At 57.5% G+C, this 26654-nt stretch carries 31 protein-coding genes; 15 read left to right on the top strand and 16 right to left on the bottom strand.

Annotated elements, in window-relative coordinates; genetic code table 11:
- Position 1: 1 nt before the first annotated feature.
- Complete coding sequence (locus DHN12_RS05710) at positions 2-1039, bottom strand: efflux RND transporter periplasmic adaptor subunit (RefSeq protein WP_108859302.1); 1038 nt, start codon at positions 1037-1039, stop codon at positions 2-4.
- Positions 1036-1503 (bottom strand): MarR family winged helix-turn-helix transcriptional regulator, encoded by a 468-nt coding sequence (locus DHN12_RS05705; RefSeq protein WP_058275550.1) that lies wholly within the window; start codon positions 1501-1503, stop codon positions 1036-1038. The genes DHN12_RS05710 and DHN12_RS05705 overlap by 4 nt, the downstream gene beginning before the upstream one ends.
- Before the next feature lie 168 nt (positions 1504-1671).
- Here DHN12_RS05705 and DHN12_RS05700 point away from each other — a divergent pair, with 168 nt between their 5' ends.
- Positions 1672-2796 (top strand): beta-ketoacyl-ACP synthase III, encoded by a 1125-nt coding sequence (locus tag DHN12_RS05700; RefSeq protein WP_108859301.1) that lies wholly within the window; start codon positions 1672-1674, stop codon positions 2794-2796.
- A gap of 107 nt (positions 2797-2903) precedes the next feature.
- Here DHN12_RS05700 and DHN12_RS05695 read toward each other — a convergent pair whose 3' ends face one another.
- Entirely contained in the window at positions 2904-3497 is a 594-nt protein-coding gene (locus tag DHN12_RS05695) for an HAD-IA family hydrolase (RefSeq protein WP_199913473.1), read from the bottom strand.
- 181 nt (positions 3498-3678) lie between these two features.
- Positions 3679-4140 (bottom strand): hypothetical protein, encoded by a 462-nt coding sequence (locus DHN12_RS05690; protein WP_058275729.1) that lies wholly within the window; start codon positions 4138-4140, stop codon positions 3679-3681.
- A 355-nt stretch (positions 4141-4495) separates the two neighbouring features.
- Here DHN12_RS05690 and DHN12_RS05685 point away from each other — a divergent pair, with 355 nt between their 5' ends.
- Complete coding sequence (locus DHN12_RS05685; protein ID WP_108859299.1) at positions 4496-5074, top strand: thymidine kinase; 579 nt, start codon at positions 4496-4498, stop codon at positions 5072-5074.
- Here the strand turns inward: DHN12_RS05685 and DHN12_RS05680 are convergent.
- The 5 genes from DHN12_RS05680 to DHN12_RS05660 all read right to left on the bottom strand — a co-directional run bounded on the left by DHN12_RS05680 (position 5071) and on the right by DHN12_RS05660 (position 8266).
- Positions 5071-6021: a D-glycerate dehydrogenase gene (locus DHN12_RS05680; RefSeq protein ID WP_108859298.1), complete on the bottom strand. Its 951-nt coding sequence runs from the start codon at positions 6019-6021 to the stop codon at positions 5071-5073. The genes DHN12_RS05685 and DHN12_RS05680 overlap by 4 nt on opposite strands.
- Positions 6021-6359: a tRNA-binding protein gene (locus tag DHN12_RS05675; RefSeq protein ID WP_108859297.1), complete on the bottom strand. Its 339-nt coding sequence runs from the start codon at positions 6357-6359 to the stop codon at positions 6021-6023. The genes DHN12_RS05680 and DHN12_RS05675 overlap by 1 nt, the downstream gene beginning before the upstream one ends.
- Complete coding sequence (gene proC, locus DHN12_RS05670) at positions 6352-7167, bottom strand: pyrroline-5-carboxylate reductase (RefSeq protein ID WP_108859296.1); 816 nt, start codon at positions 7165-7167, stop codon at positions 6352-6354. Before proC ends, DHN12_RS05675 begins: the two co-directional genes overlap by 8 nt.
- A gap of 36 nt (positions 7168-7203) precedes the next feature.
- Complete coding sequence (locus DHN12_RS05665) at positions 7204-7704, bottom strand: YbjN domain-containing protein (RefSeq protein WP_058275545.1); 501 nt, start codon at positions 7702-7704, stop codon at positions 7204-7206.
- Between the two features lie 313 nt (positions 7705-8017).
- Positions 8018-8266: an accessory factor UbiK family protein gene (locus DHN12_RS05660; protein WP_108859295.1), complete on the bottom strand. Its 249-nt coding sequence runs from the start codon at positions 8264-8266 to the stop codon at positions 8018-8020.
- A 97-nt stretch (positions 8267-8363) separates the two neighbouring features.
- Between DHN12_RS05660 and lgt the strand changes: the two genes are divergently transcribed.
- The 4 genes from lgt to DHN12_RS05640 all read left to right on the top strand — a co-directional run bounded on the left by lgt (position 8364) and on the right by DHN12_RS05640 (position 12582).
- Positions 8364-9251 carry a prolipoprotein diacylglyceryl transferase gene (gene lgt, locus DHN12_RS05655; protein ID WP_108859294.1) on the top strand — a complete coding sequence of 296 codons (888 nt, stop codon included), beginning with the start codon at positions 8364-8366 and terminating at the stop codon, positions 9249-9251.
- A complete protein-coding gene (locus DHN12_RS05650; protein ID WP_108859293.1) occupies positions 9248-10315 on the top strand; it encodes a class I SAM-dependent methyltransferase in 1068 nt (355 codons plus the stop codon). Before lgt ends, DHN12_RS05650 begins: the two co-directional genes overlap by 4 nt.
- Positions 10312-11070, top strand: a complete 759-nt coding sequence (gene pgeF / locus DHN12_RS05645) for a peptidoglycan editing factor PgeF (protein ID WP_108859292.1) — start codon at positions 10312-10314, stop codon at positions 11068-11070. The genes DHN12_RS05650 and pgeF overlap by 4 nt, the downstream gene beginning before the upstream one ends.
- Before the next feature lie 729 nt (positions 11071-11799).
- Positions 11800-12582: a Hint domain-containing protein gene (locus DHN12_RS05640; protein WP_108859291.1), complete on the top strand. Its 783-nt coding sequence runs from the start codon at positions 11800-11802 to the stop codon at positions 12580-12582.
- Between the two features lie 118 nt (positions 12583-12700).
- Here DHN12_RS05640 and DHN12_RS05635 read toward each other — a convergent pair whose 3' ends face one another.
- Positions 12701-13201 carry an Lrp/AsnC family transcriptional regulator gene (locus DHN12_RS05635; RefSeq protein ID WP_108859290.1) on the bottom strand — a complete coding sequence of 167 codons (501 nt, stop codon included), beginning with the start codon at positions 13199-13201 and terminating at the stop codon, positions 12701-12703.
- A gap of 226 nt (positions 13202-13427) precedes the next feature.
- Between DHN12_RS05635 and trxB the strand changes: the two genes are divergently transcribed.
- From trxB to DHN12_RS05610, 5 genes are all read left to right on the top strand, one after another.
- Positions 13428-14369: a thioredoxin-disulfide reductase gene (trxB, locus tag DHN12_RS05630; RefSeq protein WP_108859289.1), complete on the top strand. Its 942-nt coding sequence runs from the start codon at positions 13428-13430 to the stop codon at positions 14367-14369.
- Positions 14370-14373: 4 nt separating this feature from the next.
- Positions 14374-14850, top strand: a complete 477-nt coding sequence (locus DHN12_RS05625) for an RES family NAD+ phosphorylase (protein WP_108859288.1) — start codon at positions 14374-14376, stop codon at positions 14848-14850.
- A 51-nt stretch (positions 14851-14901) separates the two neighbouring features.
- Positions 14902-16572: an adenylate/guanylate cyclase domain-containing protein gene (locus DHN12_RS05620; RefSeq protein WP_108859287.1), complete on the top strand. Its 1671-nt coding sequence runs from the start codon at positions 14902-14904 to the stop codon at positions 16570-16572.
- Between the two features lie 206 nt (positions 16573-16778).
- Positions 16779-18497, top strand: a complete 1719-nt coding sequence (locus tag DHN12_RS05615) for a bifunctional sulfate adenylyltransferase/adenylylsulfate kinase (RefSeq protein WP_108859286.1) — start codon at positions 16779-16781, stop codon at positions 18495-18497.
- 112 nt (positions 18498-18609) lie between these two features.
- Positions 18610-19467, top strand: a complete 858-nt coding sequence (locus tag DHN12_RS05610) for a hypothetical protein (protein WP_108859285.1) — start codon at positions 18610-18612, stop codon at positions 19465-19467.
- Here DHN12_RS05610 and DHN12_RS05605 read toward each other — a convergent pair.
- The 4 genes from DHN12_RS05605 to DHN12_RS05590 all read right to left on the bottom strand — a co-directional run bounded on the left by DHN12_RS05605 (position 19464) and on the right by DHN12_RS05590 (position 21956).
- Positions 19464-20333 (bottom strand): glycosyltransferase family 10, encoded by an 870-nt coding sequence (locus DHN12_RS05605; RefSeq protein ID WP_108859284.1) that lies wholly within the window; start codon positions 20331-20333, stop codon positions 19464-19466. The genes DHN12_RS05610 and DHN12_RS05605 overlap by 4 nt on opposite strands.
- Positions 20330-21217, bottom strand: a complete 888-nt coding sequence (locus DHN12_RS05600; protein ID WP_108859495.1) for a PhzF family phenazine biosynthesis protein — start codon at positions 21215-21217, stop codon at positions 20330-20332. Before DHN12_RS05600 ends, DHN12_RS05605 begins: the two co-directional genes overlap by 4 nt.
- Positions 21218-21312: 95 nt before the next feature.
- On the bottom strand, positions 21313-21537 hold the full coding sequence (locus DHN12_RS05595; RefSeq protein WP_058275531.1) for a DUF1150 family protein: 225 nt from the start codon (positions 21535-21537) through the stop codon (positions 21313-21315).
- Between the two features lie 5 nt (positions 21538-21542).
- Positions 21543-21956, bottom strand: a complete 414-nt coding sequence (locus DHN12_RS05590) for an Hsp20 family protein (protein ID WP_058275530.1) — start codon at positions 21954-21956, stop codon at positions 21543-21545.
- A gap of 164 nt (positions 21957-22120) precedes the next feature.
- On the opposite strand from DHN12_RS05590, the gene DHN12_RS05585 reads away from it, so the two are divergent.
- The 4 genes from DHN12_RS05585 (at position 22121) to DHN12_RS05570 (ending at position 24730) form a co-directional block, all read left to right on the top strand.
- Positions 22121-22345, top strand: a complete 225-nt coding sequence (locus DHN12_RS05585) for a YdcH family protein (protein WP_058275529.1) — start codon at positions 22121-22123, stop codon at positions 22343-22345.
- 77 nt (positions 22346-22422) lie between these two features.
- Complete coding sequence (gene purE, locus DHN12_RS05580) at positions 22423-22908, top strand: 5-(carboxyamino)imidazole ribonucleotide mutase (RefSeq protein WP_108859283.1); 486 nt, start codon at positions 22423-22425, stop codon at positions 22906-22908.
- On the top strand, positions 22905-23663 hold the full coding sequence (locus DHN12_RS05575; RefSeq protein WP_108859282.1) for an NAD(P)-binding domain-containing protein: 759 nt from the start codon (positions 22905-22907) through the stop codon (positions 23661-23663). The genes purE and DHN12_RS05575 overlap by 4 nt, the downstream gene beginning before the upstream one ends.
- Complete coding sequence (locus DHN12_RS05570) at positions 23663-24730, top strand: 5-(carboxyamino)imidazole ribonucleotide synthase (RefSeq protein ID WP_108859281.1); 1068 nt, start codon at positions 23663-23665, stop codon at positions 24728-24730. The genes DHN12_RS05575 and DHN12_RS05570 overlap by 1 nt, the downstream gene beginning before the upstream one ends.
- A gap of 1 nt (position 24731) precedes the next feature.
- Here DHN12_RS05570 and DHN12_RS05565 read toward each other — a convergent pair whose 3' ends face one another.
- Together DHN12_RS05565 and DHN12_RS05560 are read right to left on the bottom strand one after the other, a co-directional pair.
- Entirely contained in the window at positions 24732-25883 is a 1152-nt protein-coding gene (locus DHN12_RS05565) for an alpha-D-ribose 1-methylphosphonate 5-triphosphate diphosphatase (RefSeq protein WP_108859280.1), read from the bottom strand.
- Positions 25880-26653 (bottom strand): alpha/beta fold hydrolase, encoded by a 774-nt coding sequence (locus DHN12_RS05560; RefSeq protein WP_108859279.1) that lies wholly within the window; start codon positions 26651-26653, stop codon positions 25880-25882. The genes DHN12_RS05565 and DHN12_RS05560 overlap by 4 nt, the downstream gene beginning before the upstream one ends.
- Position 26654 lies beyond the last annotated feature (1 nt).

Below are 26654 nucleotides of genomic sequence, written 5' to 3'. Positions count from 1 at the left end.
TTCAGTTTGCAAAGCCGACAAAGCGGCGAACGGCTTGGCCATCTGTCAAGGTGCTGCCACCAGCGACGACGATCTCATCACCATCGTTCAACCCTGTCAGAACACGGACTTCGCCGGTCTGCGTAGGTTCGATGGTAACCGGCACAAGCTGGACGGCGCCTTCATCGGCCCCAACCGGCGAAAACACCATGACGCCCAGACCGCCCTCAGCGTCCGAAATGATGGCCGTTGCGGGCACAACGATACCTGTCCGAGCGTCCTGGACCTTCACATTCACGGTCACCGACGAACCCGGCAATATCTGCAACCCTTCAGGTGGGGTAAGGCCAAATTGGATACGGAAAGTCTGACCCACGCTCGAGGTTTCGGCGTCAAATTCCCGGATCTGCAGAGGGAAGACTTCATCGCTGGTTGGAAACTTCGCCGTAATCGTGATGTCATCCTCCTGACCCGATCGTTGGAACAGGATTTCCGGAACATCCACTTCGATCCGCAATTCTGACATGTCGTGGATACGCACGATGGGCGCCCCTGCGTTTACGGTCGTGAAAGCCTCGACCGTTCGGCGCGAGACCAGCGCGTCAAACGGCGCGGTCAGCGTTGCATGTTCCAGATCGTATTCTGCATCGCGGACGGCAATATCCGCCAGTTGCGCTTCGGTTTCCGCGTCATCCACCGCCACCTGGCTGGCTGTGGTTCCGCGCAGACGGGAAAGGCGGGCGACGGTACGATCCGCCTGATCCATTTGCAGCACAGCGCGGTCATAGCGGCGCTGGAATGGTTCCTGATCCAGTTGTGCAATCAGCTCACCCTTGGGTATCACGAACCCTTCGGTCACCGGCATTTCGACTATTTGTCCGGAAACCTGAAAGGCCAGATCGACCGTCTGCCGCGCAGCGACGCGACCAAAAAACTGGCGCGAAAAACCGGGCGATGTCTCTTGAACCATCATTAGTTTTACGGGTTTGGCGCTCTCCTGCGCCAAAACGGAAGTGGCGAACACGGTCAGAGCGACGCTCAGTACAGTGAAGAGTTTCATTTCTTCAATCCCTCAGGAATTCCTGTTTTCATTATATTTTCCCGGATCTTCCGGGCCAGTCGTGCAAATTCGGCAGTTTCGTCAGCATCCAGCCCTGAGGCTCGGCGGAACAGATCCCCCGCCTCGGACATCAGAACCTGTCGCATCTCAAGCCCCTTGTCGGTCAGAACCAACAACCACGCCCGACGGTCTTCCGGATCGCGCTGTCGGGTCAGGTACCCTGCCTCTTCTAGCGCGTCAGCGGTTGACGTGATGGTGGACGGCACCGTCAGCATGTCTGCAGCCAAAACGCCCATGCGTTTGGGTCGCTCAAGCTTGACCATCATATGGCATTCCTGATGGCTTAGCCCGACCTCAAGTGCGTCAAGGCTTTCTTCCAGTTTCCAGTAGAGTGCATAGACACCCATCATCGCCTGCACTTCGGGGCTGAGGCAGCGGATCAGCGCACTGTCGTCATGGGTCATTGGTGAATCCGTTTGTAACTTTGGCCTCGCATATACTTCGAAATATGAACTATTCAAGATGTGAAGTGGGTTTCAGCGCAAACTTTGACATTCCCTTGGGTCAACGTCTCTTGATCTAACCCATATATGACTGCATTTTGGGCGAATCCGAAACATTCAGGTCTTATCATGTACACGCCCGCGATCACTGGCTCAGGTGTTTTCACCCCCGAAAACGTCATCACCAACGCCGAGCTTGTCACGGCTTTCAATAAGTATGCCGACAAGATGAACGCCCAAAACGCAGACGCAATCGCGGCAGGTGAGATTGAGCCGATGCAGCATTCATCGGAAGAATTCATCTTCAAGGCCTCCGGCATCGAGAAACGCTACGTGATGGACAAAGACGGTGTTCTGGACCCTGACGTGATGCATCCCTTGTTGCGTCAACGTGGAGATGACGAACCGGGCATTATGACCGAGATGGCCGTGGACGCCTGCAAAAAAGCGCTGAAACAAGCCGGACGCAGCGCCGAGGACGTTAATCTGGTGATTTGCGCCGCCTCGAACCACGAACGCGCCTATCCTGCCGTCGCCATCGAGATTCAGCAGGCCCTGGGCATCAACGGGTTCGGATTTGATATGAATGTCGCCTGTTCTTCGGCCACTTTCGGGATCCAGGCCGCCGCGGACATGGTCCGCTCTGGCTCGGTCCGCGCCGCATTGGTGGTGAACCCCGAGATTTGTTCAGGGCATCTGGAATGGCGCGACCGCGATTGTCATTTCATCTTTGGCGACGTGGCCACCGCCACTTTGATCGAGCGGGTCGAAGACGCAAAGGGTCCGCATTTCGAAATTTTGTCGACACGCTGCGCGACCGAATTCTCGAACAATATCCGCAACAACAACGGCTTCCTGCGCCGTTCACGCCCTGACGGGGTGGTCGACCGTCGTGACATGCAGTTCATGCAGAACGGACGCAAAGTCTTCAAAGAAGTGCTGCCGATGGTCAGCAAACACATCTCAGATCACATGGACGCGGAAGGCGTGAACAGCGATGACCTGAAGCGCCTGTGGCTGCACCAGGCCAACAAGACGATGAATGATTTCATCGGCAAAAAGGTTCTGGGACGCGAGCCCGAAGCAAGCGAACAGCCCAACATCCTGCAGGATTATGCCAACACCTCCTCGGCCGGGTCCATCATCGCGTTTTCCAAGTATTCGGATGACCTGTCAGACGGAGATGTCGGTCTGATCTGTTCCTTCGGCGCGGGCTATTCGGTGGGATCGGTGATTGTAAAGCGGCACAGTTGACGTCTTGGCGTCGCGACACACCGATCACAACCCAGGATACATCGTTCCACAGCGCGCAAGACGACATTAGGAACGCTTGATTGGGACGCAAAAGGTATAATTCCCGCTTAATATACACTGCGGTTTAGAATCGTGGAAAGGCGTTCGGTTCCATCCCAATGAACAGCCTTCCATCCTGCGGATCGGGCTGCCTCAATATTCGGCAGGGTATCATCGACCAGCAAAAGTTCACACGGTTGACGCCCGACCTCCTGCGCTGCGAAAGCGAAGAACTCAGGCTTTGGCTTTCTGTACCCGGCTTTTGCTGAGTACACGATGCCGTCAACTTCGTCGCCGAGCGCCATTGTCTGCATGAGATAGATTGCTCTCATGTGATCTTGGTTGGTTGCAAGATAAACAGGTACGCCTTTGCGTTTCGCCTCGCGCACATCCGCAACAGTGGTTTCGACTATGCCGGAATCCCCTCGAAACCAATAGTCTATCAAATCAGTGGCTTTGATGGTCGGTGCAACGCGCTTCAGAACAGCCTCTAGAATGGGCAGGAGTTCAGCCCGTCCCTCGACAATAGCAGTCCATTCAGTTTTGAAAAACTCTTCCGCAAGCAGATTAGGATCAAGTCCCAGATCCTTCGATAAATCAGTGTCCCATCGCAGACCATCGCCGGGACGACCGTCGACGAGAACACCATCAACATCAAGCATCAGGCATTTTGCCATTACCGAACCATATGGTGACGCAATTGGAATGGTGCACTAGTCGCTTGCAGAACAAATGAAACGAAACACACCTATACAAATCCAATTCACCCTAAAGACTGCTGAAAAGGTTGCGGGTTGTTCACAGGAACATCGTCCTGATCCCTGGGCGGTGCACACCGAAACCTCAGCTCACGCTTTCCTCTTCCAGGTGCAGCTTCATGTCTAGCAGGACCTGTTGCAGCTGGCTCGTTTCCCTCAACAGGCGCTTGGCTTCGTTCACCGTGATGATGCCGTCCTCGATCGCCGATTGATATTCGGTCATCAGCATCGCAAACCGCTGGCTCAGCGCGATGACGTCGGAATTCACTCCACCAGTGCGGGGGCTGTCGTCATTGCGCCCATCATAGGACAGGGTGATATTTTTCAGATCGGCAAGCGCCGAGGTGACGTGGGGGAAGTTTGCCACTGCCTCAAGCCGCGCCACCGCATCGACCGGCATGAACCGATCAGTATGTTCGACATTGTCAGAATAATAACGGCCCAACGTGGCTTTGGATTTGCCTGTAATCTCACACGCGGATTCGATTCCCACGTCTTTAACCAGCGCTTCTGTGTGTTTTTTCAGGTAGGCCCCGATATCTGCCATGTTTTTACCTTTACTGCCTGCACGCCCCACTAAATCTGCCATTGCGGGGGAAAGGGAAAAGAAAATTCCCATACTCGATTCATAATTGAAATGTCATATGTTGGCTATCCCTCAGATATGCGGGGGTTTTGTGAGTGAGTGGCGGCATTTAATGCCGGTAATGAGTGATTGCGGGTCGGTATTCTTGTCCCGCTACGGTTAGGCCGCATGTTGGCCGACGGCGTCGCCGTTGTTGGGGCGGGGGGATCCATCCCCAATGGGCTTACGCTCGACCTCTGCAACGATAATGGCGACGTCGCTTTTTGAAGGCTATTGATGGCTTGCCCGAATTGGACAGGCGTTTTAGACCCAACCCATGGCAAAACTATACTTTAATTATTCGACGATGAACGCGGGAAAATCGACCGTGTTGCTGCAAGCCTCGCACAATTACCGTGAGAGGGGGATGGACACCTATTTGATGACCGCGGCCCTAGATGGCCGGGCCGGTGTTGGCAGGATTGCGTCGCGGATCGGCATATCGGCCGATGCGGACACGTTCGCCGCCGAAACCGACGTTTTTGCGATGATTGAACAGCGCCTGAAAAAAGGGAACGTCACCTGCGTCTTTATTGATGAGGCGCAATTTCTGACCGAAGAGCAAGTCTGGCAATTGGCCCGCGCAGTGGATGACCTGCGGGTGCCTGTCCTTGCCTATGGCTTGCGTGTGGATTTTCAGGGCCACCTGTTTCCCGGCTCCGCTGCCTTGCTGGCGTTAGCGGACGAGATGCGCGAAGTGCGGACCATTTGCGAGTGTGGGCGCAAGGCCACGATGGTCATCCGTCAGGACGAAAACGGCAACGCCATCACCGAAGGCGCGCAGGTACAGATCGGCGGCAATGAAACCTATGTTTCGCTCTGCCGCAAACACTGGCGCGAGGCCGTCGGGCGCTAGACCGGGTTCGGCAAAGATCGCCCCGCGACGAAAGCTGTAACGTTGTCCAGCGCTATATGCCCCATATCGGTGCGCACCTCTTCGGTCGCTGTGCCAAGATGGGGCAGTATCGTCACATTCTCCATATCGCGCAGAGCCTGCGGAACGGCGGGTTCGAACTCATACACATCAAGGCCCGCGCCTGCGATCTGACCGGATTGCAGGGCAGCGATCAGAGAGGATTCGTCCACAACTTCTCCGCGCGCGATGTTGATCAAGATGCCCGAAGGTTTCATCGCCTCCAGCACCGGCGCATTGATCAGGTGGCGCGTTTGCGCACCGCCGGGCACGGCGAGCACCAGGAAATCGACCGCAGCGGCCAGTTCTTTCAGGTCGGGTATGTTTTCTGCGGGAAATTCCACCTCTTTCGGGCTGCGCGACTGGTACGCCACGTCCATCCCGAAACCAAAATGGCAACGCCACGCGATCGCCTGACCAATACGGCCCATCCCGACGATCCCAACGCGTTTTCCGGTCACATGATGCCCCAGCATTTGCGTCGGATGCCAGCCTTGCCAGTTGCCCGAGCGGACCAGCCGTTCTCCCTCGCCCGCGCGGCGCGCGGTCGACAACAGCAAGGTCATCGCGATGTCAGCAGTGGCATCGGTAACCGCACCGGGGGTGTTAGTGACCTGAATCCCTGCGGTCTGTGCGGCAGCGACGTCGATATGGTTGTACCCCACACCGAAATTGGCCAGCAGTTTACAGCGCGGCTGCGGCACTTCGGAGAAGATTGTGGCCGAAAACTGATCCCCCAGCGTCGGAACCACCACATCGAACTCAGCCAATGCGCGCCGCATTTCGTCGGGCGACATTGGCAGCGTGCTGCTGCGGATTTCGACGTCGAACTCGGCGCGGGCGCGCGCCTCGACAGCGGCGGTCATGGGGCGTGCGATCAAAAGTTTCATCAGTGCATCCGTCCGCCGGTTGGAACCTCGCCATCCGGACCGATCAGAACGATCTCGCCCTTGTCATCGGGCAGGCCCAGCACCAGAACCTCGGACATGAACTTGCCGATCTGGCGCGGCGGGAAATTGACAACGGCCATCACCTGTTTGCCCACCAGCGTCTCCGTATCGTAATGCGCCGTTATCTGGGCTGAGGTTCGGCGCTCGCCAATATCGTCACCAAAGTCGATCCACATCTTGATCGCGGGCTTACGGGCCTCAGGATAGGGTTCTGCCCGGATGACCTTGCCGACGCGGATGTCGACCTTCAGAAAATCGTCGAATGAAATCTCACTCACGGGACAGCTCCTTGGATCGGTCAGTTGCGGCCTTGACGGCGCGGTGCAGCAGGTCCGGGAAACCTTCTTCCTCATGCATCAGCACTTCAAGCGCGGCCTGCGTCGTACCATTGGGCGACGTTACGTTGACGCGCAGTTGCGAAGGGTCCTCGTCGGCCGCCATTGCCAAAGCTCCTGCCCCGGCCACCGTGGATTTGGCCAGCTTCATCGCCAGATCGTGCGGCAGACCCTGAGCCTGCCCGGCAGCGGCCAGCGTTTCGATCAGATGAAAGACATAAGCCGGACCAGAGCCACTAAGACCTGTCACCGCATCCATCTGCGATTCTTCCTCAAGGCGAACTGTGTCGCCGATGGCGGACAGCAGGTTTTCGGCAAGAGAAACATCAGCATCCGATGCAACCAAATTGCCAATCAGCGCCGTGATTCCCTGCCGGATTGCTGCCGGAGTGTTCGGCATGGCGCGCACGATCGGAGTGCCTTCGCCCAGTACATTCTCGAAGGTTGCAATAGACGTACCCGCAGCGACCGAGACGAAAAGGCTACCGCCACCGCCCAGCGCCTTGATCGATGGCAGCGCATCGCCCATCATTTGCGGCTTGACGGCAACCAGCACGACCGCCGGGGCCTCGGGTAATGGAGTGTTGATATTGACGCCCTGCGCCTTCAGCCATTCTGAGGGGTACGGATCAATCACCCAGACAGCTGACGCAGGAAGGCCATGCTCCAGCCAACCGGCGAGCATGGCCGAACCCATCTTGCCGCACCCCAGAAGAACCAGCCCCTGCTCGGCGACGCGTGACATGTCCATGATTGCCCCTCTCCTTATCCGGTTTGGGGCAAAGCTTTACGCGCGGCCGTAGGCCTCTGCAATGGCGACCTGCATTGCATCCTCGGGATCGCGGTTGCCCCAGGTGACCAGTTGGATCGCGGGGTAATAGCGCTCGGCGCTCAGAACCGCAGCGGTGATCATCGTGTCGATCTGTTCCGGGCTGGCCATCTGGCCACCCGCTAGAACCAAACCATACCTGTAGACCATCAGCTTTTGATTGGCCCAGTAGGTGAACGCCCCTGCCCAGCACTGATCGTTCATCTTGTTGAGCAGCTCATAAAGCACGTTTTCACGCTCGGAAGGCGGCTCCATTTCGAAAGAACACACCATGCGGAGCGTTTCGTCATAGTTGGACCAGGCCAAGGTGATCGAATAGGTACGCCACTGTCCTTCGACAGCCATGGCAATCTGATCATCCCCGATCCGGTCGAAATCCCAGTCGTGGTGTTCGGCAAGATGTTCAACAATGTCGATTGGATGAAGGTCTTCTTCGAGAAACTGTTCGGAAAGGGCCATAATGCCACCTCACTAATCTCTAGCCTTTTAGGGGCTGGCAGCGCCCCAGCGCTAGTTGCTTGCTCTACAAGCCGGGCTTCCCCAGTCTGCCTGTACTAGATATGGTGCGCCGCGGGCAGGGTTCTGGCAACCCTATTTGTTGGGGATAACAGCAATAAGTTGTGGACAGTCAGCAACGGCGATCAAAATATTGGTGCTACCGCCAGCTTTGTCTTGATTAAATTTGGTAAGGCGTCAGTATACACAACACCGCACAATCCCAGCGTGGATTGCGCGGCGGCTTTCTTTTTTCAGAATCTCGAGTGTGCGGAACTTATTTGTCCAGTTTGGCTTCAAGCGCCGCAATACGCGCCTCAAGAGCTGCGTTCTCTTCGCGCGCTTTCTGGGCCATGGCGCGCACAGCATCAAACTCTTCGCGCGTGACGAAATCGCGGTCGGCCAGCCAGCGGTCGATCATCGACTTCATCGCGTTTTCGGCCTCGTCCTTCGCGCCTTGGGCTACGCCCATGGCATTGGTCATCAGTTGGGAAACGTCATCAAGAATCTTGTTACGGGTTTGCATGGCTTTACTCCGGTATCGCGGTTGGTCTCTATATGGGTAAAGAATGGCCCGGGCTCAAGGTTGACTTGCCCCGCTAACCCCGGGCAATGAGACGCACATGCAGGCTGTTCTGAATTTCCCCGACCTTTCGCCCGAAGTTTTCTCGATCTCGCTGTTCGGGATGGAGTTCGCACTTAGATGGTACGCGCTGGCCTATATTGCCGGTATTCTGATCGCATGGCGATTGGGTACTGCGGCGCTGAAGCGTCCGGCCCTTTGGCCTGATCAAACACCACCGATGAAACCGCAGCAACTTGAGGATCTGATCACCTGGATCATCCTTGGGGTGATTCTCGGCGGGCGACTGGGGTTCGTTCTGTTTTATCAACCGGCCTATTACTTATCGCATCCACTAGAGATTTTGATGATCTGGCAGGGCGGCATGGCCTTCCATGGTGGTCTGCTGGGGGTTGTCGTTGCGTCCTATCTCTATGCTCGGCGTTACCAGGTGCCGGTATTGTCTTTGGCTGATCTGATCGCACATGCTGTGCCGCCCGGGCTGTTGTTAGGGCGGTTGGCGAACTTCACTAATGCCGAGCTTTGGGGGCGACCCAGCGACGTTCCATGGGCGGTGATCTTTCCAGGTGGTGCCGCACAGGACTGCCCGGGTGTTGTAGCCGGGATGTGTGCCAGACACCCTTCACAACTTTATGAAGCCGCACTGGAAGGTTTGTTGCTGGGCGCACTTTTGCTGTGGATGGCCTATCGACGTCGGGCGTTTCACAAGCCCGGTCTGGTGATGGGTGTATTTTTGGCAGGTTATGGTGCCTCGCGTTTCATTGTTGAGTTCTTTCGTCAACCCGACGCACAGTTTGTCTCGCCCGGGAATCCGCTGGGGCTGGCGTGGCACGTGAGCGGCTACGGCTTGACGATGGGGCAAATGCTGTCGCTGCCAATGATCGCGCTTGGCCTGTGGTTTGCGCTGCGCGCGCGACGCACTCAATGAACCTAAAGGATCACCTAATGGCGCAAATTGCGCTGAATGGCCCGATGAGCGTGGCCGATTTCATGACTGAATGCCTGCTGAACCCTAAGTTCGGGTATTACACCACCCGTGATCCGCTGGGCGCGCAGGGAGATTTCATTACCGCCCCGGAAGTCAGCCAGATGTTCGGAGAGTTGATCGGGCTTGCACTGGCGCAAAGCTGGATGGATCAGGACAAGCCGGACAGATTCATTCTAACAGAGCTTGGACCGGGTCGTGGCACCCTGATGGCGGATATCCTGCGCGCAACCAGCAGCGTATCCGGGTTTCACGAGGCCGCAGAAATTGTTTTGTTCGAAGCCTCTCCTGCCCTGCGGGACAGGCAGGCGCAATCGCTGAGCGGTCACAACCCGCGTTGGATCGATACGCTCACCGCCCTGCCCCAAGCCCCCCTGTTTTTGGTGGCGAACGAGTTTTTTGATGCCCTGCCAGTCCGCCAATTCATACGTGACGGCGATAGCTGGTGCGAACGTCTGATCGGTGTGCAGGGCGAATCGCTGACGTATGGGCTGGGGCCGAACACAGCTCAGGTCGCGCTAACGGATCGCATGATAGACACCCAAGATGGCGATCTGGTTGAACTTTGCGCGGCCGCGATTCCGATCCTGACCGTGATCGCTGGGCGGATCGCCACTTATGGCGGGGCGGGTCTGATCGTGGATTACGGTGACTGGCATTCGTTGGGCGACACGTTTCAAGCTTTGCAATCACATGAACGTGTTGATCCCCTGCAAGCTCCGGGTCGGGCGGATCTGACCGCGCATGTAGATTTCGAGCCCCTTGCTATAGCCGCACGGGCCGCGGGTTGCGCCCATACAAAGCTGACACCTCAGGGCATGTTTCTGGAACGGTTGGGCATCACGGCCCGCGCACAGGCGCTGGCTGCGCCACTCGGCGGGTCTGAGCTTGAGACGCTCATTGCAGCACATCGCCGGTTGACGCATCCCGAGGAAATGGGAAATCTGTTCAAAGTACTGGGTCTCTATCCTTCTTACGCTGCACCTCCACCGGGACTGGAACCATGACATTGGAAATTCTGACCTCGGACATCTTATCGCCTGTCCGCCACGGGTTCTTCAGCCGTCGGGGCGGTGCGTCTTCCGGAATATTCGCGGGTTTGAACTGCGGCTATGGCTCGTCTGACCAAACCGAAGCAGTGGCAGTGAACCGTCAGCGCGTGGCCGCCGCGATGGAAGTCAACCCGGACGCTTTGGTTGGCGTGCATCAAGTGCATTCCCCAACCGTTCTGACCGTGGACGCTCCGATAAACGGCGACAAACCCAAAGCGGATGCGGTTGTCACCGCAACCCCGGGACTGGCACTGACGATTCTGACAGCGGATTGCCAACCGGTCCTGTTTGCCGATTCTGACGCGAATGTGATCGGGGCTGCGCATGCAGGGTGGCGCGGAGCGTTGGACGGTGTATTGGAGGCAACCCTGGACGCGATGGAGGCATTGGGCGCAAAGCGGGAAAACACCGTCGCTGTCGTTGGCCCTACTATTTCTCAAAGCGCCTATGAGGTCGGCCCAGATTTCCTGGATGAATTCGCAGCGGGATCGCCCGAAAACCTCAGGTTCTTTGCGAACGGCAATGGGGATCGGCTGCAGTTCGATCTGCCCGCATTTGGCCTGCACAGGCTGCGGCAGGCAGGCATCGGGCGCGCCGAGTGGACGCGGCACTGCACCTATTCGGACCCGGACAGATTCTATTCGTACCGCCGGTCCACCCACGCTAAAGAAGCCGACTATGGCCGCCTGATTTCTGCCATTAAATTATAGACCGCGCCCGAAATGTGGCGATTTCGCCGCTTTTTTGCCATATTGTTTGTGTCTACCTGAGTCGAGATATTTTCACTTTTATTGTCCGCGCTCAGGTGTTTACCAGTCAATTCTCCAGCAGTGTGTGACAGTCCGAAAGAAGAGGAACTGCCGACCTTCACTTTTCCTGGATTCATCCCGGATCAGCCTTATCGGTGCCGTATTGGCAGGCCACATTGGCTTTCAAAGGGAAACGGGCAATGGACCACACCATAAGCAGGAACAAAGATGAAGGTTAAATCTCGCTTTCTCAGTGCCGTTGTTGCGGCCACAAGAGAGCAAGCGCCGGAGATGCCGTGGAAACGGATTTCCAGCAACTCGGTCAGGGTCGCACGCCGCTTGGCAACACGACTCTAATCAAAACGCCCAAGGAACCAAGCTGCCGGTTCCAAGGGTCAAGACACACATCGGAGGGGTGCTCCGGGCCGGTGTGTGACCTACCGCTGAAATTTCCAGCGGCCAGGTTCAGGGGTGTGTGTGCGCTGGCAATTCCCGCTTGCGTTTTAGTGAGTTTGTCTGGGGGGTCAGCGTGATGACCAAAGAAAAGCGTAAATTCCTTGCCTTGCAACGTCTGCAAGGCGTGCGACCTGCGATCGCCGTCTCCCTGAAGACAAAAACAATGCCATTCAGGTTGCCCTGTACGGAGGGCTCTGCCCGTCTGAGCGGTGTTTTAGAGGGGACGGAATAAAAATGACCATTCCACATTCTTTCGCGCGCGCAGCCAGAAATGCGGTCGAAACTTCGGCCATGCTGCGCGAAATTCCGAGGACAAACGCAAGACCAAAGGCGCAGTTGCGGCGCTATGAGGTCAGCACCTTGATGCCGAACGGAGATGTTTCGCAAACGCGCCACATCGCCCCGGCATTGCCCATGTTCGAAGACGCCTTTTGTGCCTTTACACGCGGATCCCTGGTGGAAACCGAACATGGCCCATTGGCAATCGAAGATTTGCTGCCGGGCGACTCGATTCTGACACAGGACGGTGCCTTGCAAAAAGTGCTTTGGAAAGGATCGGTGACCCTGATTCCCGGACGCGAGGACTCGCGTGGCCGAACACGCCCGCTAACTCGGATCACGGCTGATACATTTGGGATGCAAAAACCGTTGTCCGGCGTGATTGCGGGACCCGCAGCTCGTCTGCTGGGCACACCTGCGCATCTGCGCCATTTGCACGACGGGGGCGAGATTCTGACCCCTGTCCATGAATTCCAGGACGGTATAAGCGTGATCGAAACATTGCCACCGACCCCGATTGAGCTGTTTCACATCTGCCTGAAACGTCATTCGGTCATCAAGGTCGATGGCCTGCAATTCGAATCATACCATCCGGGTGTCAATGCCGCACGCCAGGTCAGCCAATCGCTCAGATCGATCTACTTGAACTTGTTTGCGCATATCGAATTGCTGAGCGATTTTGGTCCACTGATTCTACCACGCGCAGGAGACGGTGAGATAAATGCGCTTTCTGCGTGACAACAAAAAAATTAACTGCAGTGTGGGGGCATTATGCAGATGATAATTAGTTGGGTTCTATCATTGACGGTCGCTGCTTTTCTGCCGCCGTCGAAACCGCATCAAAAGCGAATGATGTTCACGCCGTCCGGTTCATTCGTTCTTCCAGAACGTCGAAGGGAACGCCGGGTTCGTCTTTGGCGCCGCGAATAACCAGCGATGTTTTGACGCTGGCTACATTGGGCGTGGTCAACAGTTCGCCTGTCAGAAACTGTTGAAAACTGCTCAGATCAGGGGCGACGCATTTCAGTATAAAGTCCACCTCGCCGTTCAACATGTGGCATTCCCGGACCAGCGGCCATTCGCGGCAGCGTTCCTCAAATGCGTTAAGTTCGGATTCGGCCTGGCTTTCCAGCCCCACCATGGCAAAGACCTGAACCTCGAACCCCAACTCGCGTGAGTTCACATCCGCATGGTAGCCGCGAATAAGCCCGGAATCCTCAAGCGTACGCACGCGCCGCAGGCAAGGCGGCGCTGAAATACCTACGCGTTTTGCCAACTCGACATTGGTCATGCGACCGTCTGCCTGCAATTCTGCCAAAATCTTGCGGTCAATCTCATCCAGCCGTATCGCGACCATGAAATGCTCCTAATTTTTCGGTTGTTATATCAGCACCCGACCAATGCGCAATTATCTTTCGCACCTGCGCAATATTCTATATTTTCAATGTTCTTTTTTTGGGCACCTTGCCGCAAATGCATGGCTGCCTGTCAAAAGGTTGGGGGTTTAAGCCCTGCGCGACGCTCGCTATATCCATCCGTCAGGGGCCACGCGCCCCAATCAGGCAGATCGAGTTGGGGGTACTATGGCCGAAACACGACACACCAGGGTTCTGATCATCGGATCGGGACCGGCCGGTTACACGGCCGGCGTTTATGCAAGCCGCGCGATGCTGGAGCCGATTCTGGTTCAGGGCATCGAGCCGGGTGGCCAACTGACCACAACAACCGAGGTCGAAAACTGGCCCGGAGACGCCGAGGTTCAAGGCCCCGACCTGATGGTGCGCATGCAAGACCATGCCAAGGCGATGGGCTGTGAAATCATCGGTGACATCATCAACGATCTGGACCTCAGCAAACGCCCGTTCACCGCAACCGGCGACAGCGGCACTGTTTACACAGCAGATGCCGTCATTCTGGCCACCGGCGCGCGCGCCAAATGGCTGGGCCTGCCGTCGGAAGAGAAATTTAAGGGCTTTGGCGTTTCGGCTTGCGCAACCTGCGACGGCTTCTTTTATCGCGGGCAGGAAATCGTGGTCATCGGTGGCGGCAACACCGCCGTCGAAGAGGCGCTGTTTCTGACCAATTTTGCCAGCAAGGTCACTTTGATCCACCGTCGTGATGAGCTGCGCGCGGAAAAGATCCTGCAGGACCGGCTGCTGAAGCATAAAAAAATCGAACCCCTGTGGTTCCACGAGTTGGAAGAAGTGACCGGCACCGATGCCCCGCTGGGTGTCGAAGGTGTGCGGGTCAAAAACGTGAAGACCGGCGAGATTACCGAGATCCCCTGCAAAGGCGTTTTTGTCGCGATCGGACATGCACCTGCCAATGAACTGGTCAAGGACTCACTGGAAAGCCATATGGGCGGCTATGTCGTGACCAAGCCAGGTTCGACCGAGACCTCGGTGCCGGGTGTTTTTGCCGCCGGGGATCTGACGGACCATATCTACCGGCAGGCTGTGACCAGCGCCGGCATGGGATGCATGGCCGCACTGGATGCCGAGCGTTTCCTGGCCGAACAGGATTGATCTGATGCTGGAATTCTCCGGCCCGGTCTGGAGAATTCTTTTTCTGACGCAATTGGACGCCCCTTTGGCCCCTGCCCGGGCACCGGAGGGGCGTTTTCATAACTCGGGGCAGACGGCGCTTTACGCCTCGCTCAGCGCAGAAGGCGCCGGGGTTGCTATTCGACGATATGTTTCGGCGGGCGATCCGCCACGGGTTTTGGTGCAGGCAAACGTGACAGGCGCAAAGCTGGTCGACCTAAGGGGGCAGTCTGACGCATCTGTCATATGGCAGGATATTCACGCCAAACAGGGCACCTCACCCACATGGCGGCTCTCGGACCACGCGCGCAGCACTGGCGCGGACGGGTTGCTATACAGCTCGCGCTCGCGCCCCGAACTCAGCCACATTGTCCTGTTCGACCCGTCGCCTTCCGTTATCGGTATGGATGAACCGCCGACAGATTGGACACCGCATTACGCACAACCTCTGCTTGACCGCTAAGCTGTGGCGTATCAGACTCTGCCTCAGGCGAGACCAACGCAGGTGATCTGATTGAAAACTGTTCTGTGGCAAGGCGGGTGGGCAACCCGGCTGAGGATCGGCAGCGGCCTAGTTTTGTTCGCCTTTGCGTTCTTTCATTTCATCAATATCGGCCTTGGTCTGTTTCACACGGACTACCTGCATGACATGCAGGATGCCCGGCATGTGATCACGCGCCACGGGATCGGAAGCGCAATTCTCTATGCTGCTCTGCTAATACACGCTGGGTTAGCCCTGTACTCGATCAGCCAGCGCCGGACTTTGCGCATGCCGTTCAGCACGGGGTTGCAGATGGTTCTGGGGTTGTTGATCCCATTGCAGCTGATCTCGCATATCGTGCAAACGCGCTATGCGAACACGGTTTACGATGTGAACGATGAAATGGGCTATATCATCGTTCTGATGTGGCCCAGCTACGCGGTCTGGATGCAAAGCCTGTTGTTGCTGGTGGTTTGGGTACATGGCTGTATCGGACTGCACATGTGGCTGCGGCTGACCCGCTGGTGGCCAAAACTGGTGCCATATCTGATTGGCCTGGCTGTGTTTGTTCCGACATTTGCCCTTGCCGGAGTGTTGACGGAGGGGCGCCGGATCTGGGCTGATTTTGCAGACCCCTTTTTGCGCGAACAATATATCGAGCATTACAACTGGCCCTCTCCCGAAGATTTCCAGCACCTGTTCAGCGTAAAAGACAATGCGCTCATGGCGTTCTGGGTGGCCCTCGGCGCATCCCTGGCGGTATTTGCGATCCGCAAGCTGTGGCGCCGCCGACATTCCGTGCGCGTCAAGTACGCTCAAGGCCCTGAGGTCGTTGCCGAAAAAGGAATGACCTTGCTTGAAATTTCCCAAGCCAACGGCATTCCACACACGGCGCTATGCGGTGGCAAAGGGCGCTGCACCACCTGCCGCGTGATTGTCGAGGAGGGCGGGGATCAACTGCCCGAACCTGGTGAGGTCGAAGCCCGAAGCCTAGCTGCGGTCAGCGCCCCGGCGGGTGCCCGGCTGGCATGCCAAATTCGACCGATGGCTCCGATCACAGCGTTTCGCATGTTCCGCCCGGATGGCGCGCGACACCGGGCACATGCAAGCCAGGGTCAGGAACGGCAATTGGCGGTCCTGTTTCTGGACATGCGCGGCTTTACCTCACGCACTGCTGGCCAACTGCCCTATGACATTGTTTTCCTGCTGAACCGCTTTTTCGACTCCATCGTCCCCGCGATCACGGCCGAGGGCGGAGTGGTCGACAAATACATGGGCGACGGCCTGTTGGCCGTGTTCGAAACCAACGACGCCCAAAGCTCTGCTCAGGCCGGGATGAAAGCGGCCATTGAAATCAGCCTTGCCTTGCAGCGTTTCAACCAGCAGCTGGAAACAGAAGGCAGCCCCCGGATCCGCATCGGAATGGGCCTACATCTGGGGGACCTTGTTCTGGGTGAAATCGGTGCCGCGGGCCACGCCGCCCGTACAATCATCGGCGACACCGTAAATGTGGCCAGCCGGTTAGAGACCGAAACCAAGAACTTGGGCTGCGAACTTCTGGTCTCGGAAGAGTTATTGCTGGCGGCAGGATTTGACGGCGATATGCGGCAGGTTCGCCCATTCGACCTGCGTGGCGTGACGCGCCCGATTCCTGCCCTGCCCGTCCCCAAAGCCGCAGATCTGAACGCCAGTGTTGCTGCATAAGAACACTCGCTCTCAATTCTGCGGAATTGTTACCCGCCTCGGGAACTAGCTTCGCAGTTTGCCACGCAAACCGGAATATCCTTCCATTGCGTGGAAAAACCACGCATATCGTCCTTTGTTTCACCAAGGTATATGGACTTCATCCAAAAGCCGGGGCAAACGCCCCTTAATCACTGGCAAAACAGCACTTCGATAAGAGTATTCCTATGACGATGTTAAGTAACCTGGCCCCGATCCCCGAATTGTTCGTGTCCTACGATTCAGCACAGAAACTGAAGGTGGAAGCCGCAGATCTGACCAGCTGGGATCTGAGCCCGCGCCAGATCTGCGATCTGGAACTGCTGATGAACGGCGGGTTCAACCCTCTCAAAGGTTACCTAGGCGAGGCGGACTACGTCAACGTCGTCGAGAACATGCGTCTGGCCGATGGTACCCTTTGGCCGATGCCCATTACTCTGGACGTAGACGAGGCGTTTGCCGACAAAATCGAATTGGGCCAGGACATCGCTCTACGCGATCAGGAAGGCGTCATTCTAGGCACTATGACAGTCACGGACCGCTGGACGCCTGACAAAGCGCGCGAGGCCGAAAAAGTCTTTGGTGCAGACGACGACGCCCACCCGGCGGTGAACTACCTGCACAACGTGGCGGGCAAAGTATATCTAGGCGGTCCTGTGGTCGGCATTCAACAGCCGGTCCACTATGACTTTCGCGCGCGCCGCGACACTCCGAACGAGTTGCGCGCCTATTTCCGCAAGGTCGGCTGGCGGCGTATTGTGGCGTTCCAGACCCGCAACCCGCTGCACCGCGCGCACCAGGAACTGACATTCCGCGCCGCGAAAGAGGCGCAGGCCAACCTGCTGATCCATCCGGTTGTGGGCATGACCAAACCGGGCGACGTGGATCATTTCACCCGCGTGCGCTGCTATGAGGCAGTACTGGACAAATACCCGGCCTCGACCACATCAATGTCACTGCTGAATCTTGCAATGCGCATGGCAGGCCCGCGCGAGGCCGTCTGGCACGGGCTAATCCGTGCAAACCACGGCTGCACGCACTTTATCGTCGGTCGTGACCATGCAGGCCCAGGCAAGAACAGCCAGGGCGAAGATTTTTACGGCCCCTACGATGCGCAGGATTTGTTCCGCAAATACCAGGATGAGATCGGCGTAGAGATGGTCGATTTCAAACACATGGTCTACGTGCAGGAACGCGCGCAATACGAGCCGAACGACGAAATCCTCGACAGGGACAACGTTACGATCCTGAATATCTCGGGCACCGAGTTACGCCGCCGTTTGCGTGAAGGTCTTGAGATTCCGGAATGGTTCTCGTTCCCTGAAGTTGTACAGGAACTGCGCAGCCGCTTCCCGCCGCGTTCGCAGCAGGGATTCACTGTGTTCTTTACCGGCTTCTCAGGCTCGGGAAAATCGACGATAGCCAACGCGCTGATGGTCAAGCTGATGGAGATGGGCGACCGCCCCGTTACCTTGCTGGATGGTGACATCGTTCGGAAAAACCTGTCGTCTGAGCTGGGCTTTTCGAAGGAACACCGCGACCTGAACATCCGCCGCATTGGCTATGTAGCCAGCGAGATCACCAAAAACGGCGGCATCGCAATCTGCGCCCCGATCGCGCCCTATGCCACGACCCGCCGTGCGGTCCGGGAAGAGATCGAACAATTCGGTGCCTTCTGCGAGGTTCACGTGGCCACCACAATTGAGGAATGCGAACGCCGCGACCGCAAGGGACTGTATAAACTGGCCCGCGAAGGCAAGATCAAAGAGTTCACGGGAATCTCGGATCCTTATGACGTTCCCGCGGACCCCGAACTGAGCGTCGAAACCGAAAATGTCGAGGTCGACAACTGCGCCCATCAGGTTCTGCTGAAACTGGAAAGCATGGGCCTGATTGCAGCATCCTAATTGCTACAACGAACAAGCAAAGCGGCCAGCAGTGGCCGCTTTTTTTTGTTGGATTGACAAGCGCACGCTGCCTTGGTGCAAATGCAGATCCTAACCAAAATGCAAAGTGCCCATGACCCGCGACCTGCCTGCAATTGCCAGTTTCTGGTTCGGTTCAGATCTGAGCTGGCTCGAGGCGTTATGCATTCAATCCTATCTGGATAACGGCCACCGGTTTATCCTGTATACCCTGCATGACATCGAAGGCGTGCCTAGCGGCACCGAGATACGGCCCGCATCTGATATCCTTTGGCCCGCGCCGTTTGATTTCCGACCGGAAGACCGGTTGGGGGTCGCAGTGTTTTCCGACATTTTCCGTCTGCGATTGATGCAGAAAATCCCATTTATCTGGGTCGATCTGGATGCATATTGCGTCAGGCCATTCGACTTTTCTGCGTCTTACGTTTTCGGGTCGTCGCAATCAGGCACCTTTCCCAATGGTGTTCTGCGTCTGCCACCAGACTCAGAGACACTGGCGTTATGGATTGACTTCGTGACCTCGGCCAACCCGACCCAGCCCTGGCGTGGCGGGCGGCTGTTTCGACACAATCGCAGGCGCATCCGAAACGGTGAAACCTGGGGCATTGAAACACTGCCCTGGGGCAGCTCTGGCCCCAAGGCGCTGGAGTTTTTTCTGCGCCAGACCGGCGAAGACAGCCACGCGATGCAGCCGGATGTGTTCTATCCTTTGGACAAGGAACAGCTATGGAAACTCCACGATCCGCGCATTTCCACCACCGAGATCGAACGGGATAAGGTGCATTCAGTCCACATCTACGGACATCAGAAAAAGTTCATGGCAGGCAAAACCGCCGGGCTGCCGGTCACCGGATCATATCTGCAGCGACTTTGCATTCGGCACGGGATTAACGCCTTGGCGAACCCGATTTTACCAGTGGGGTGGCTGGCCCCGCGGCCATCGGACCACTAGGCCGCGTTTATCTGTTCGCGCAGGGTCCGCACCGCACGGCCTTCAAAGTCACCGAACTCTGCCGCCTTGCTTTGCGCAGCTTTCAGATGCGGCAGGCGTTCGGCATAGTCGTCAGCGGACAGGCTGTTGATCGCGCGCTGAATGTCGGCCTCGGATTCGCAGAGGATCATACCGGCTGTGTCCATGAAGTCCCCTATATTCGGACACCCCCAATAGATCGGGACCGTTGAGCATAAGATCGCATCTGTCAGCTTTTCCGAGAAATAGTTCTTCTCGCGAACATTCTCGATCACAACGGAATAGCGATACGGGGCCAAGCCGTCGGATTTGCGGTCAAATGGCATGTATCCCCGCCCCATGATATCAACGTCAGCACCCGTTTTCCGCACCCAGTCAATCACCGAATGGCGCAGTTGGTGCCCCTCCAGATCGCGTTTGGCTGAGGCAATGAGCGAGCAGGACTTCGTTTTCTCTACGTTGAGGTCACGCCAATCCGGCACCATCGTCACGCCGTAGGGCAGAAACACCGCATTGGGAAGGTTTCGCAACAGCACATCATGAAACGTCATCACCCGAAAGAACCGCCGCCATGTGTAGCGGAGCATCTTGTCGTGCTTGGCGTGAATGGCCGACGGTTCGCCCATCATCAGCGAAATCCGGGCGCGGGTGCCCCGGCGCAGGCGCAAATGCACGGTAGAATTGGGATACATAATCAGATGGTCGGTACGCTCAAGATCGCCAACTGTTTTGCCCATCAAGCGCTCGGGGCACCCTTCGGGCCAGATCAGATCGGACAATGGAACCGAAGCCAGTTTCGGCCCTAATCGATGCCCGTAAGGCAGGATGGCGATCGCGGGTTCGGTCATGACAGTTGCCCGGGAAAATTGACCTGACCGCGCATTAGAATATAGCCGCGACCCGCCACCTTGATACCGGTCATCGCATCGGCGGGTCCAACGCGTGTAACGGTCGCTTGGCCGGGGCGGCCCAAGTCGTGGCCCTGTTCTGCCGTAAACGTATCTTTGGGCATCAAACCATACTTCCACAGATAAGCTGCCATCGCCCCGGTTGCGGATCCCGTGAAGGGATCCTCGGGCGGGCTGGGCGGCAGCATCAACAGACGTGAGAATGTGTCGCCCGCCTCGGTCGCACCTTCCAGCGTCACAAGGAAGGGCTCGGCCATGTCCGACCCCGAATACCCGCCTGCTTCGATCACTTTTCGCAAAGGTTCTTCAACCAACTTCGCGGCGCGCAAGGCTTCATGATCACGCAAAACGGTGACACAAAAAGGCAACCCTGTGGATACCATCTGAGGTGGGGAGATGATCGCGCTTTCCGGCAGGCTGATGGCGGCGGCAACCAGATCGGCAGGAACCATCGCACCAAATTGCGGGGCAACCTGCGTCATCTCAATCTCATCACCATTGAGTTGGATGGAAACGATCCCTGCCCCGGTGTCCAGTGTCAGCGCATCCCCCTGAAACAGCCCACGCGACCGCATCGCCGCGACAGTGGCAATGGTTGGATGCCCCGCAAAAGGGATTTCACGGCTGGCCAGAAAATAGCGCACTTGGAAGTCGGCCACGTCAGACGGCCCGGTAAAGGTACATTCGACCAAGGACGTTTCGCGCACGTATGCCGTGCAGACATCTTCAGGCAGGACGGCCCCACCATGCACCACGGCGCATCCATTACCGCCAAATGCGCGGTCGCTGAATGCGTCCACCCAGTCAAAATCAAACCAACTCATGTTTGGTGCCTCCGCCTGCGAACCCGTATTGGTTCGCATATCTCACCCGTGGGGCGGCGGATGTCACGGGAAAATCACACGCTGCGGGGGCCGATTTAGTGCACGGCCACCGGGGAAAAGTCATGTTCGCGCGCCAGAATAAAGGCCAGCTTGCGATCTGCGACCAGGGCCAGTTGCTGACCATCCGAGTCATGCACAGCGTAGAGCTGATCCAGATCACCAGCCTGTTCGCGCACTTCACGCGGCAGGTCAGCCACATCGACGGCTTTTACATAGACGATCCGGTCGCCTTCGGTGTTGATTTCAATCGGTGTATTCATTGCTCTTACCCCTTCCGTATATTGATTGTCTGAACCACGGTTTCAGGCACGGCGCGGGTCAGATCCACATGCAGCAGACCGTTTTCCATGATCGCCTCGCCCACCTCTACACCGTCCGCCAGCACAAACATGCGCTGGAACTGACGCGCCGCGATGCCGCGATGCAGAAAGATGCGCCCCTCGCTATCGTCGCGTTGACGGCCCCGGATCACCAGTTGGCGATCCTCGATGGTAATCGACAGGTCCTCTTCCGCAAAACCGGCAACTGCCAAGGTGATACGATAGGAAAAATCCGAGGTCTGTTCGATGTTATAGGGCGGGTATCCTTCGTTGCCGGCCTTTGCAGACCGCTCCAGAAGGCGTTCCAATTGCTCGAACCCCAAAAGATGCGGGTATGAGCCAAGAGTAAGTTTCGACACGTATTTTCGTCCTTTATTGCCAAAGCGACGTGTGGTGCGGTCCCGTTTTGGCAACCGCGTATGATAGAATATGGGAATATGCAGGGATGTCCACAAGGTCTGGCCGGATAAACCCTGACACACTATCTTGTGTGGAAAGCACCACAACAACAACCGAGTCGTTCATGAACGCGCCCACTGACATTTCAATGAAAACAGATGAAGTTCTTCGGGTCGAGCTGGAGGTATTTCGCCGCCAGCACCGCGATCTGGACGAAGCGATCGAGGCGCTGCAAGCGACGGGGACGTCGGATCAGTTAACGATCAAGCGGCTGAAAAAGCAGAAACTGCGCCTTAAGGACATCATTCGCCTGATCGAGGATCGTCTGACCCCGGATATCATCGCCTGAAGGCCCTGTTCCGCATTGCCAGATAGGCCGATTTGGCTATAGTGCGCGCTCTTTCGGCAGGCAAGGGCGACAAGTGGATGAGCGATGTGAAAGTGGGGATCATCATGGGCAGCCAGTCGGACTGGCCCACGATGAAAGAAGCCGCAGACATTCTGGATGAACTGGGCATTGCGTATGAAAAACGCATCGTTTCGGCCCACCGCACCCCTGATCGCCTTTGGGACTATGGCAAAACCGCCGTTCAGCGCGGCTTGGATGTGATTATCGCCGGTGCGGGCGGTGCTGCGCATCTGCCTGGGATGATGGCCTCAAAGACGCGCGTGCCGGTGATCGGTGTGCCTGTTCAGACCCGTGCCCTGTCCGGCGTCGATTCGCTGTATTCCATTGTGCAGATGCCCAAAGGTTTTCCGGTGGCGACGATGGCTATTGGCTCGGCCGGTGGGGCCAATGCCGGGTTGATGGCGGCCGGTATCCTTGCCCTGCAAGACTCCGCGCTGGCTGATCGTCTGGATGCTTGGCGCGCGGCCCTTTCGGCCTCAATCCCCGAGGAACCGCAGGGATGAGCCGTATCGGCTTCATCGGAACCGGACATATTGCAGCCCCCATTGCGCGCTTTCTTGCGGCCAAAGGGCACGAGATCGCTGTGACAGAGCGCAACGCCACAGTCTCGTCCGAACTGAAAGCTGAACTGGATGTCGCGGTCGCGAACCCACAAGCGGTTCTTGACGCATCAGATATCGTTTTTCTTTGCCTGCGCCCCCAAATCGCCCCGGAAGTTTTGGAACAGCTAAACTTTCGCTCGGATCAGCAGATCGTGTCAGTGATGGCGGCTGTATCGGTGGATCAGCTTGCTGCGTTATGCGTCCCCGCAACTGACTTTGTGCAAACGATCCCATTGGGTTTTCTTCAACAAGGTGGATGCCCGCTTGCAGCGTTCGGAAACGACGCCTTGCTGGCCGAATTGTTCGAACCCGAAAACCCGGTCGTCAAGGTATCCAACGAGGCCGCGCTGAATGCACATTTTGCCGTCTGCGCCATGGTCCCGGGCATTCTGGACGTGTTGGCAACGGGTGCCGAGTGGCTGGCCGAGCAAACGGGCGACGCGGATGCCTCAGAGTTTTATACGACACAGCTGCTATCCGGGTTTCTGCACACGATGCAAACCGGGCAAGCCGGGCGTTTGGCCGAAGAGCGGGACGCGCTGGCAACGGATGGAACACTCAGCCTGCAAATGACGCAGGCCTTGCATGCGGGCAACGCACATGATGCGCTGCGCTCGGCCCTGCAGGCGATTGGAAAAAGGTTGGAGACTGATTGATGACGGACATGCTTGCTCCGGGGGCGCGGATTGGAATTCTGGGCGGTGGCCAATTAGGCCGGATGTTGTCCGTCGCGGCGGCCCGGTTGGGCTTTGTAACCCACATCTTTGAGCCGGGAGCCAACCCACCCGCCGGTCAGGTGGCGGATCATGTGACGACTGCAGCTTATGATGACGCTGCGGCACTGAAGGCCTTTGCCGAGTCCGTCGATGTCATCACCTATGAATTCGAAAATATCCCGACCGAAGCGCTGGACCTGTTGGAAGCACATTGCCCTATCCATCCGGGGCGCGAGGCGCTGCGTGTCAGTCAAGATCGACTGACCGAAAAGACTTTCCTTGCCGGATTGGGTTTGAAAACAGCGCCGTTCGCCGACATCACCGATCTGGACAGCCTAAAGGCAGCGATTGACCAGATTGGCACGCCAGCCATCCTGAAAACCCGTCGCTTTGGCTATGACGGCAAGGGGCAGGCGCGCCTGCGCGGCCCCGAGGATGCCGAGGCCGCACTGGCCGATATGGCAGGCGCGCCCGCAATCCTCGAAGGGTTCGTCAATTTCAGCCACGAGGTATCGGTCATCGCCGCCCGCAGCATCGACGGTCAAGTGTCCTGTTTCGACCCCGGTGAAAACGTGCACCGCGATGGCATCTTGCACACCACCACGGTACCCGCCCGCCTTGCCCCGGCGCAACGAACCGATGCTGTTCTTCTGGCCGCCAATATCTTGAACGCGCTGGATTACGTCGGTGTCATGGGTGTCGAACTGTTCGTCACGTCAGAAGGGTTGATCGTGAATGAGGTTGCGCCTCGGGTGCACAACTCGGGTCACTGGACACAGAACGGCTGCGCGGTGGATCAGTTCGAACAGCATATCCGCGCTGTGGCGGGATGGCCCCTGGGTGATGGTCAACGCCATTCGGACGTGGTCATGGAGAACCTGATCGGTGATGATATGGACCGTGTGCCGGAATTGGCACGGGAACGCGACGTGGCGCTTCATCTCTATGGCAAGGCTGAGGTCAAACCGGGCCGCAAGATGGCGCATTTCAACCGCATCACGCGGTGACTCAGCCCACGAACCGTGCTGCGATATCGCCGGACATGAAACTAACCCGCCCACCAGCCAGCGTGGCGGCGACGCGGTGGGACCGAGCATCAAGGATCACTAGGTCTGCGCGTTGACCCGGGGCGAGCGTGCCCCGGTCCTGCAACCCAAGAACCCGTGCCGGACCGGAAGAGACCAACGCCCAGGCTCCGGCCAGATCCAACAGACCGGATTTGGCCAGCATCAAAGCCGCGCGCCTGGGACTGGGGTAATGGTAATCCGAGGCGAGCGCATCACACAGCCCCATCGTGATCAGATCCAACGCGCTGACGTTGCCCTTGTGCGATCCGCCACGCACCACGTTGGGTGATCCGAGAATAACGTGATCCCCAGCAGCCCGTGCAGCCTCGGCTGCCTCTAGCGTTTCTGGGAATTCCGCGATCTGCGCGCCCCGCGCCCGCCAATCGGCGCGGGTTTGGGCGGTTGCGTCGTCATGACTGCCCATACGGACACCCTGCTCGGCCAGAGACTCGCAGAGTGTGTCCAAGGCAGCGGGCACGTCATCCCGGCGGGCATGCATGGACAGCAGCATCTCAAAATGTGCGTCCGGATTGCGCCCTGCCTTAAGCGCCTGACCCGTCAAACGTGGCGGCTTGCGCCCCTCGGCCAGCCGGTCATGCGGCAAGTGGTCGTTGAACACGACATAGGGCACCTGCCAATCGGTGATGCGTTCAAGCAGGCTGGGGTATTCCTCCAGCATGTGGGTTTCGAACCGTAGCTGAGGTAGCAGATCAGTCACGACGCGATCTTTGACCGACGCGATGGCATCGAACACTTGGCCAGCGAATTCGGGGCCGCGCACGCCGCCTTCCCAACTCAGGAACTGGGCCAGAACCGCCGTCGTAATCCCGTTGGCGGCCAGTTCGGCCTCGACCGACAGGATGCCCTCGTCCATCTGCTTCATCGCCCCTCGTCGCGGTGCGATGTGGCGCTCGAACCCATCACCGTGCAGGTCGATGATACCGGGCATCACAAGATATCCCGACAGATCGATTGTTCGGCCAGCGCGGTCCTCTTGCACGATCCCCTCGGAAATGGACAGGTCTGCACGAGTCATCCCTTGGTCCGGCAAAAAGACCTCTGCGCCGGATAAAGTCAGAGAAAGTGCAGTCATTGAGAAGGCTCCGACGCGGGTTCCGAGCAATCCTGCCCGATGCAGATTTCGTCGATGATTTCCATCACCCCGTCCAGCCATGTGATCTGTGGGTCAAACTGTCCAAACTCGATGAAATGCAGCGCCTGCGCCATCACGCGGGGGTTGTTCATCATGAAAGTGTGGGTCACTGGCAGAACGATATGGTCCGCCATCCCGTCGACCTTGGTGGTTTCAACCGAGACCTTGCCGTCATCCAACCCATCGATCATCGACGAAAACAGCGGGTTCAGCGAATTCTCGCCGGCGATGACACCCAGCTCAAAATCCGCAGGCGGTAGTTGCCTTGGGATACCTTCGGGGCCCGTGCCCAGCGCCAGGCCAGCCGGGCCATTCAGCATCCCAAACACCTCATACGCGCTAAGTTCGTCAACCAATTGACTGCCCTGATTGGGCGGCCCGAGCATGACGACGCGGCCCAGATTCTCCGGATGGTTATCCTGCAACCAATAGCGCAACAGGATGCCGCCCATCGAATGCGCAACCACATTGACCTTGTCGTCGCCGCATTCGGCAAATGCATCTGGCAGCGTCTTTGAGGCAAGTTCGGGAATAGGCAGGTCCGTGGACGGATATCCTGGACGAACGACGGTATAACCATGCGTCTTGAACAGCTGTTCCATCACGGTAAAAGACGCTTCGGTCCGTGCCAGCCCATGCAGCAGGACCACGCATTTTGCCTGCACAATGGCAGGCACAAAGAACAGAAAGAGGGCAAGCAAGTAACGCATA

Origin of the sequence: Ruegeria sp. Alg231-54, from assembly GCF_900143525.1 — a bacterium.
Taxonomy (GTDB): Bacteria; Pseudomonadota; Alphaproteobacteria; order Rhodobacterales; family Rhodobacteraceae; genus Ruegeria.
This window is presented reverse-complemented; position numbering and strand designations above follow the sequence as displayed.

Excerpts from the sequence above, each read along its gene's own strand:
- DHN12_RS05650 (WP_108859293.1), top strand. The coding sequence starts at position 9,248 with ATGAACCTAAAGGATCACCTAATGGCGCAAATTGCGCTGAATGGCCCG.
- lgt (WP_108859294.1), top strand. The coding sequence starts at position 8,364 with ATGCAGGCTGTTCTGAATTTCCCCGACCTTTCGCCCGAAGTTTTCTCG.
- DHN12_RS05685 (WP_108859299.1), top strand. The coding sequence starts at position 4,496 with ATGGCAAAACTATACTTTAATTATTCGACGATGAACGCGGGAAAATCG.
- DHN12_RS05625 (WP_108859288.1), top strand. The coding sequence starts at position 14,374 with ATGCTGGAATTCTCCGGCCCGGTCTGGAGAATTCTTTTTCTGACGCAA.
- DHN12_RS05600 (WP_108859495.1), bottom strand. The coding sequence starts at position 21,217 with ATGAGTTGGTTTGATTTTGACTGGGTGGACGCATTCAGCGACCGCGCA.
- proC (WP_108859296.1), bottom strand. The coding sequence starts at position 7,167 with ATGGACATGTCACGCGTCGCCGAGCAGGGGCTGGTTCTTCTGGGGTGC.
- DHN12_RS05575 (WP_108859282.1), top strand. The coding sequence starts at position 22,905 with ATGAGCCGTATCGGCTTCATCGGAACCGGACATATTGCAGCCCCCATT.
- DHN12_RS05700 (WP_108859301.1), top strand. The coding sequence starts at position 1,672 with ATGTACACGCCCGCGATCACTGGCTCAGGTGTTTTCACCCCCGAAAAC.
- DHN12_RS05665 (WP_058275545.1), bottom strand. The coding sequence starts at position 7,704 with ATGGCCCTTTCCGAACAGTTTCTCGAAGAAGACCTTCATCCAATCGAC.
- DHN12_RS05585 (WP_058275529.1), top strand. The coding sequence starts at position 22,121 with ATGAACGCGCCCACTGACATTTCAATGAAAACAGATGAAGTTCTTCGG.
- DHN12_RS05680 (WP_108859298.1), bottom strand. The coding sequence starts at position 6,021 with ATGAAACTTTTGATCGCACGCCCCATGACCGCCGCTGTCGAGGCGCGC.
- purE (WP_108859283.1), top strand. The coding sequence starts at position 22,423 with ATGAGCGATGTGAAAGTGGGGATCATCATGGGCAGCCAGTCGGACTGG.
- DHN12_RS05565 (WP_108859280.1), bottom strand. The coding sequence starts at position 25,883 with ATGACTGCACTTTCTCTGACTTTATCCGGCGCAGAGGTCTTTTTGCCG.
- DHN12_RS05695 (WP_199913473.1), bottom strand. The coding sequence starts at position 3,497 with ATGCTTGATGTTGATGGTGTTCTCGTCGACGGTCGTCCCGGCGATGGT.
- DHN12_RS05560 (WP_108859279.1), bottom strand. The coding sequence starts at position 26,653 with ATGCGTTACTTGCTTGCCCTCTTTCTGTTCTTTGTGCCTGCCATTGTG.
- DHN12_RS05605 (WP_108859284.1), bottom strand. The coding sequence starts at position 20,333 with ATGACCGAACCCGCGATCGCCATCCTGCCTTACGGGCATCGATTAGGG.
- pgeF (WP_108859292.1), top strand. The coding sequence starts at position 10,312 with ATGACATTGGAAATTCTGACCTCGGACATCTTATCGCCTGTCCGCCAC.
- trxB (WP_108859289.1), top strand. The coding sequence starts at position 13,428 with ATGGCCGAAACACGACACACCAGGGTTCTGATCATCGGATCGGGACCG.
- DHN12_RS05595 (WP_058275531.1), bottom strand. The coding sequence starts at position 21,537 with ATGAATACACCGATTGAAATCAACACCGAAGGCGACCGGATCGTCTAT.
- DHN12_RS05660 (WP_108859295.1), bottom strand. The coding sequence starts at position 8,266 with ATGCAAACCCGTAACAAGATTCTTGATGACGTTTCCCAACTGATGACC.
- DHN12_RS05640 (WP_108859291.1), top strand. The coding sequence starts at position 11,800 with ATGACCATTCCACATTCTTTCGCGCGCGCAGCCAGAAATGCGGTCGAA.
- DHN12_RS05570 (WP_108859281.1), top strand. The coding sequence starts at position 23,663 with ATGACGGACATGCTTGCTCCGGGGGCGCGGATTGGAATTCTGGGCGGT.
- DHN12_RS05710 (WP_108859302.1), bottom strand. The coding sequence starts at position 1,039 with ATGAAACTCTTCACTGTACTGAGCGTCGCTCTGACCGTGTTCGCCACT.
- DHN12_RS05705 (WP_058275550.1), bottom strand. The coding sequence starts at position 1,503 with ATGACCCATGACGACAGTGCGCTGATCCGCTGCCTCAGCCCCGAAGTG.
- DHN12_RS05610 (WP_108859285.1), top strand. The coding sequence starts at position 18,610 with ATGACCCGCGACCTGCCTGCAATTGCCAGTTTCTGGTTCGGTTCAGAT.
- DHN12_RS05615 (WP_108859286.1), top strand. The coding sequence starts at position 16,779 with ATGACGATGTTAAGTAACCTGGCCCCGATCCCCGAATTGTTCGTGTCC.
- DHN12_RS05635 (WP_108859290.1), bottom strand. The coding sequence starts at position 13,201 with ATGGTCGCGATACGGCTGGATGAGATTGACCGCAAGATTTTGGCAGAA.
- DHN12_RS05690 (WP_058275729.1), bottom strand. The coding sequence starts at position 4,140 with ATGGCAGATATCGGGGCCTACCTGAAAAAACACACAGAAGCGCTGGTT.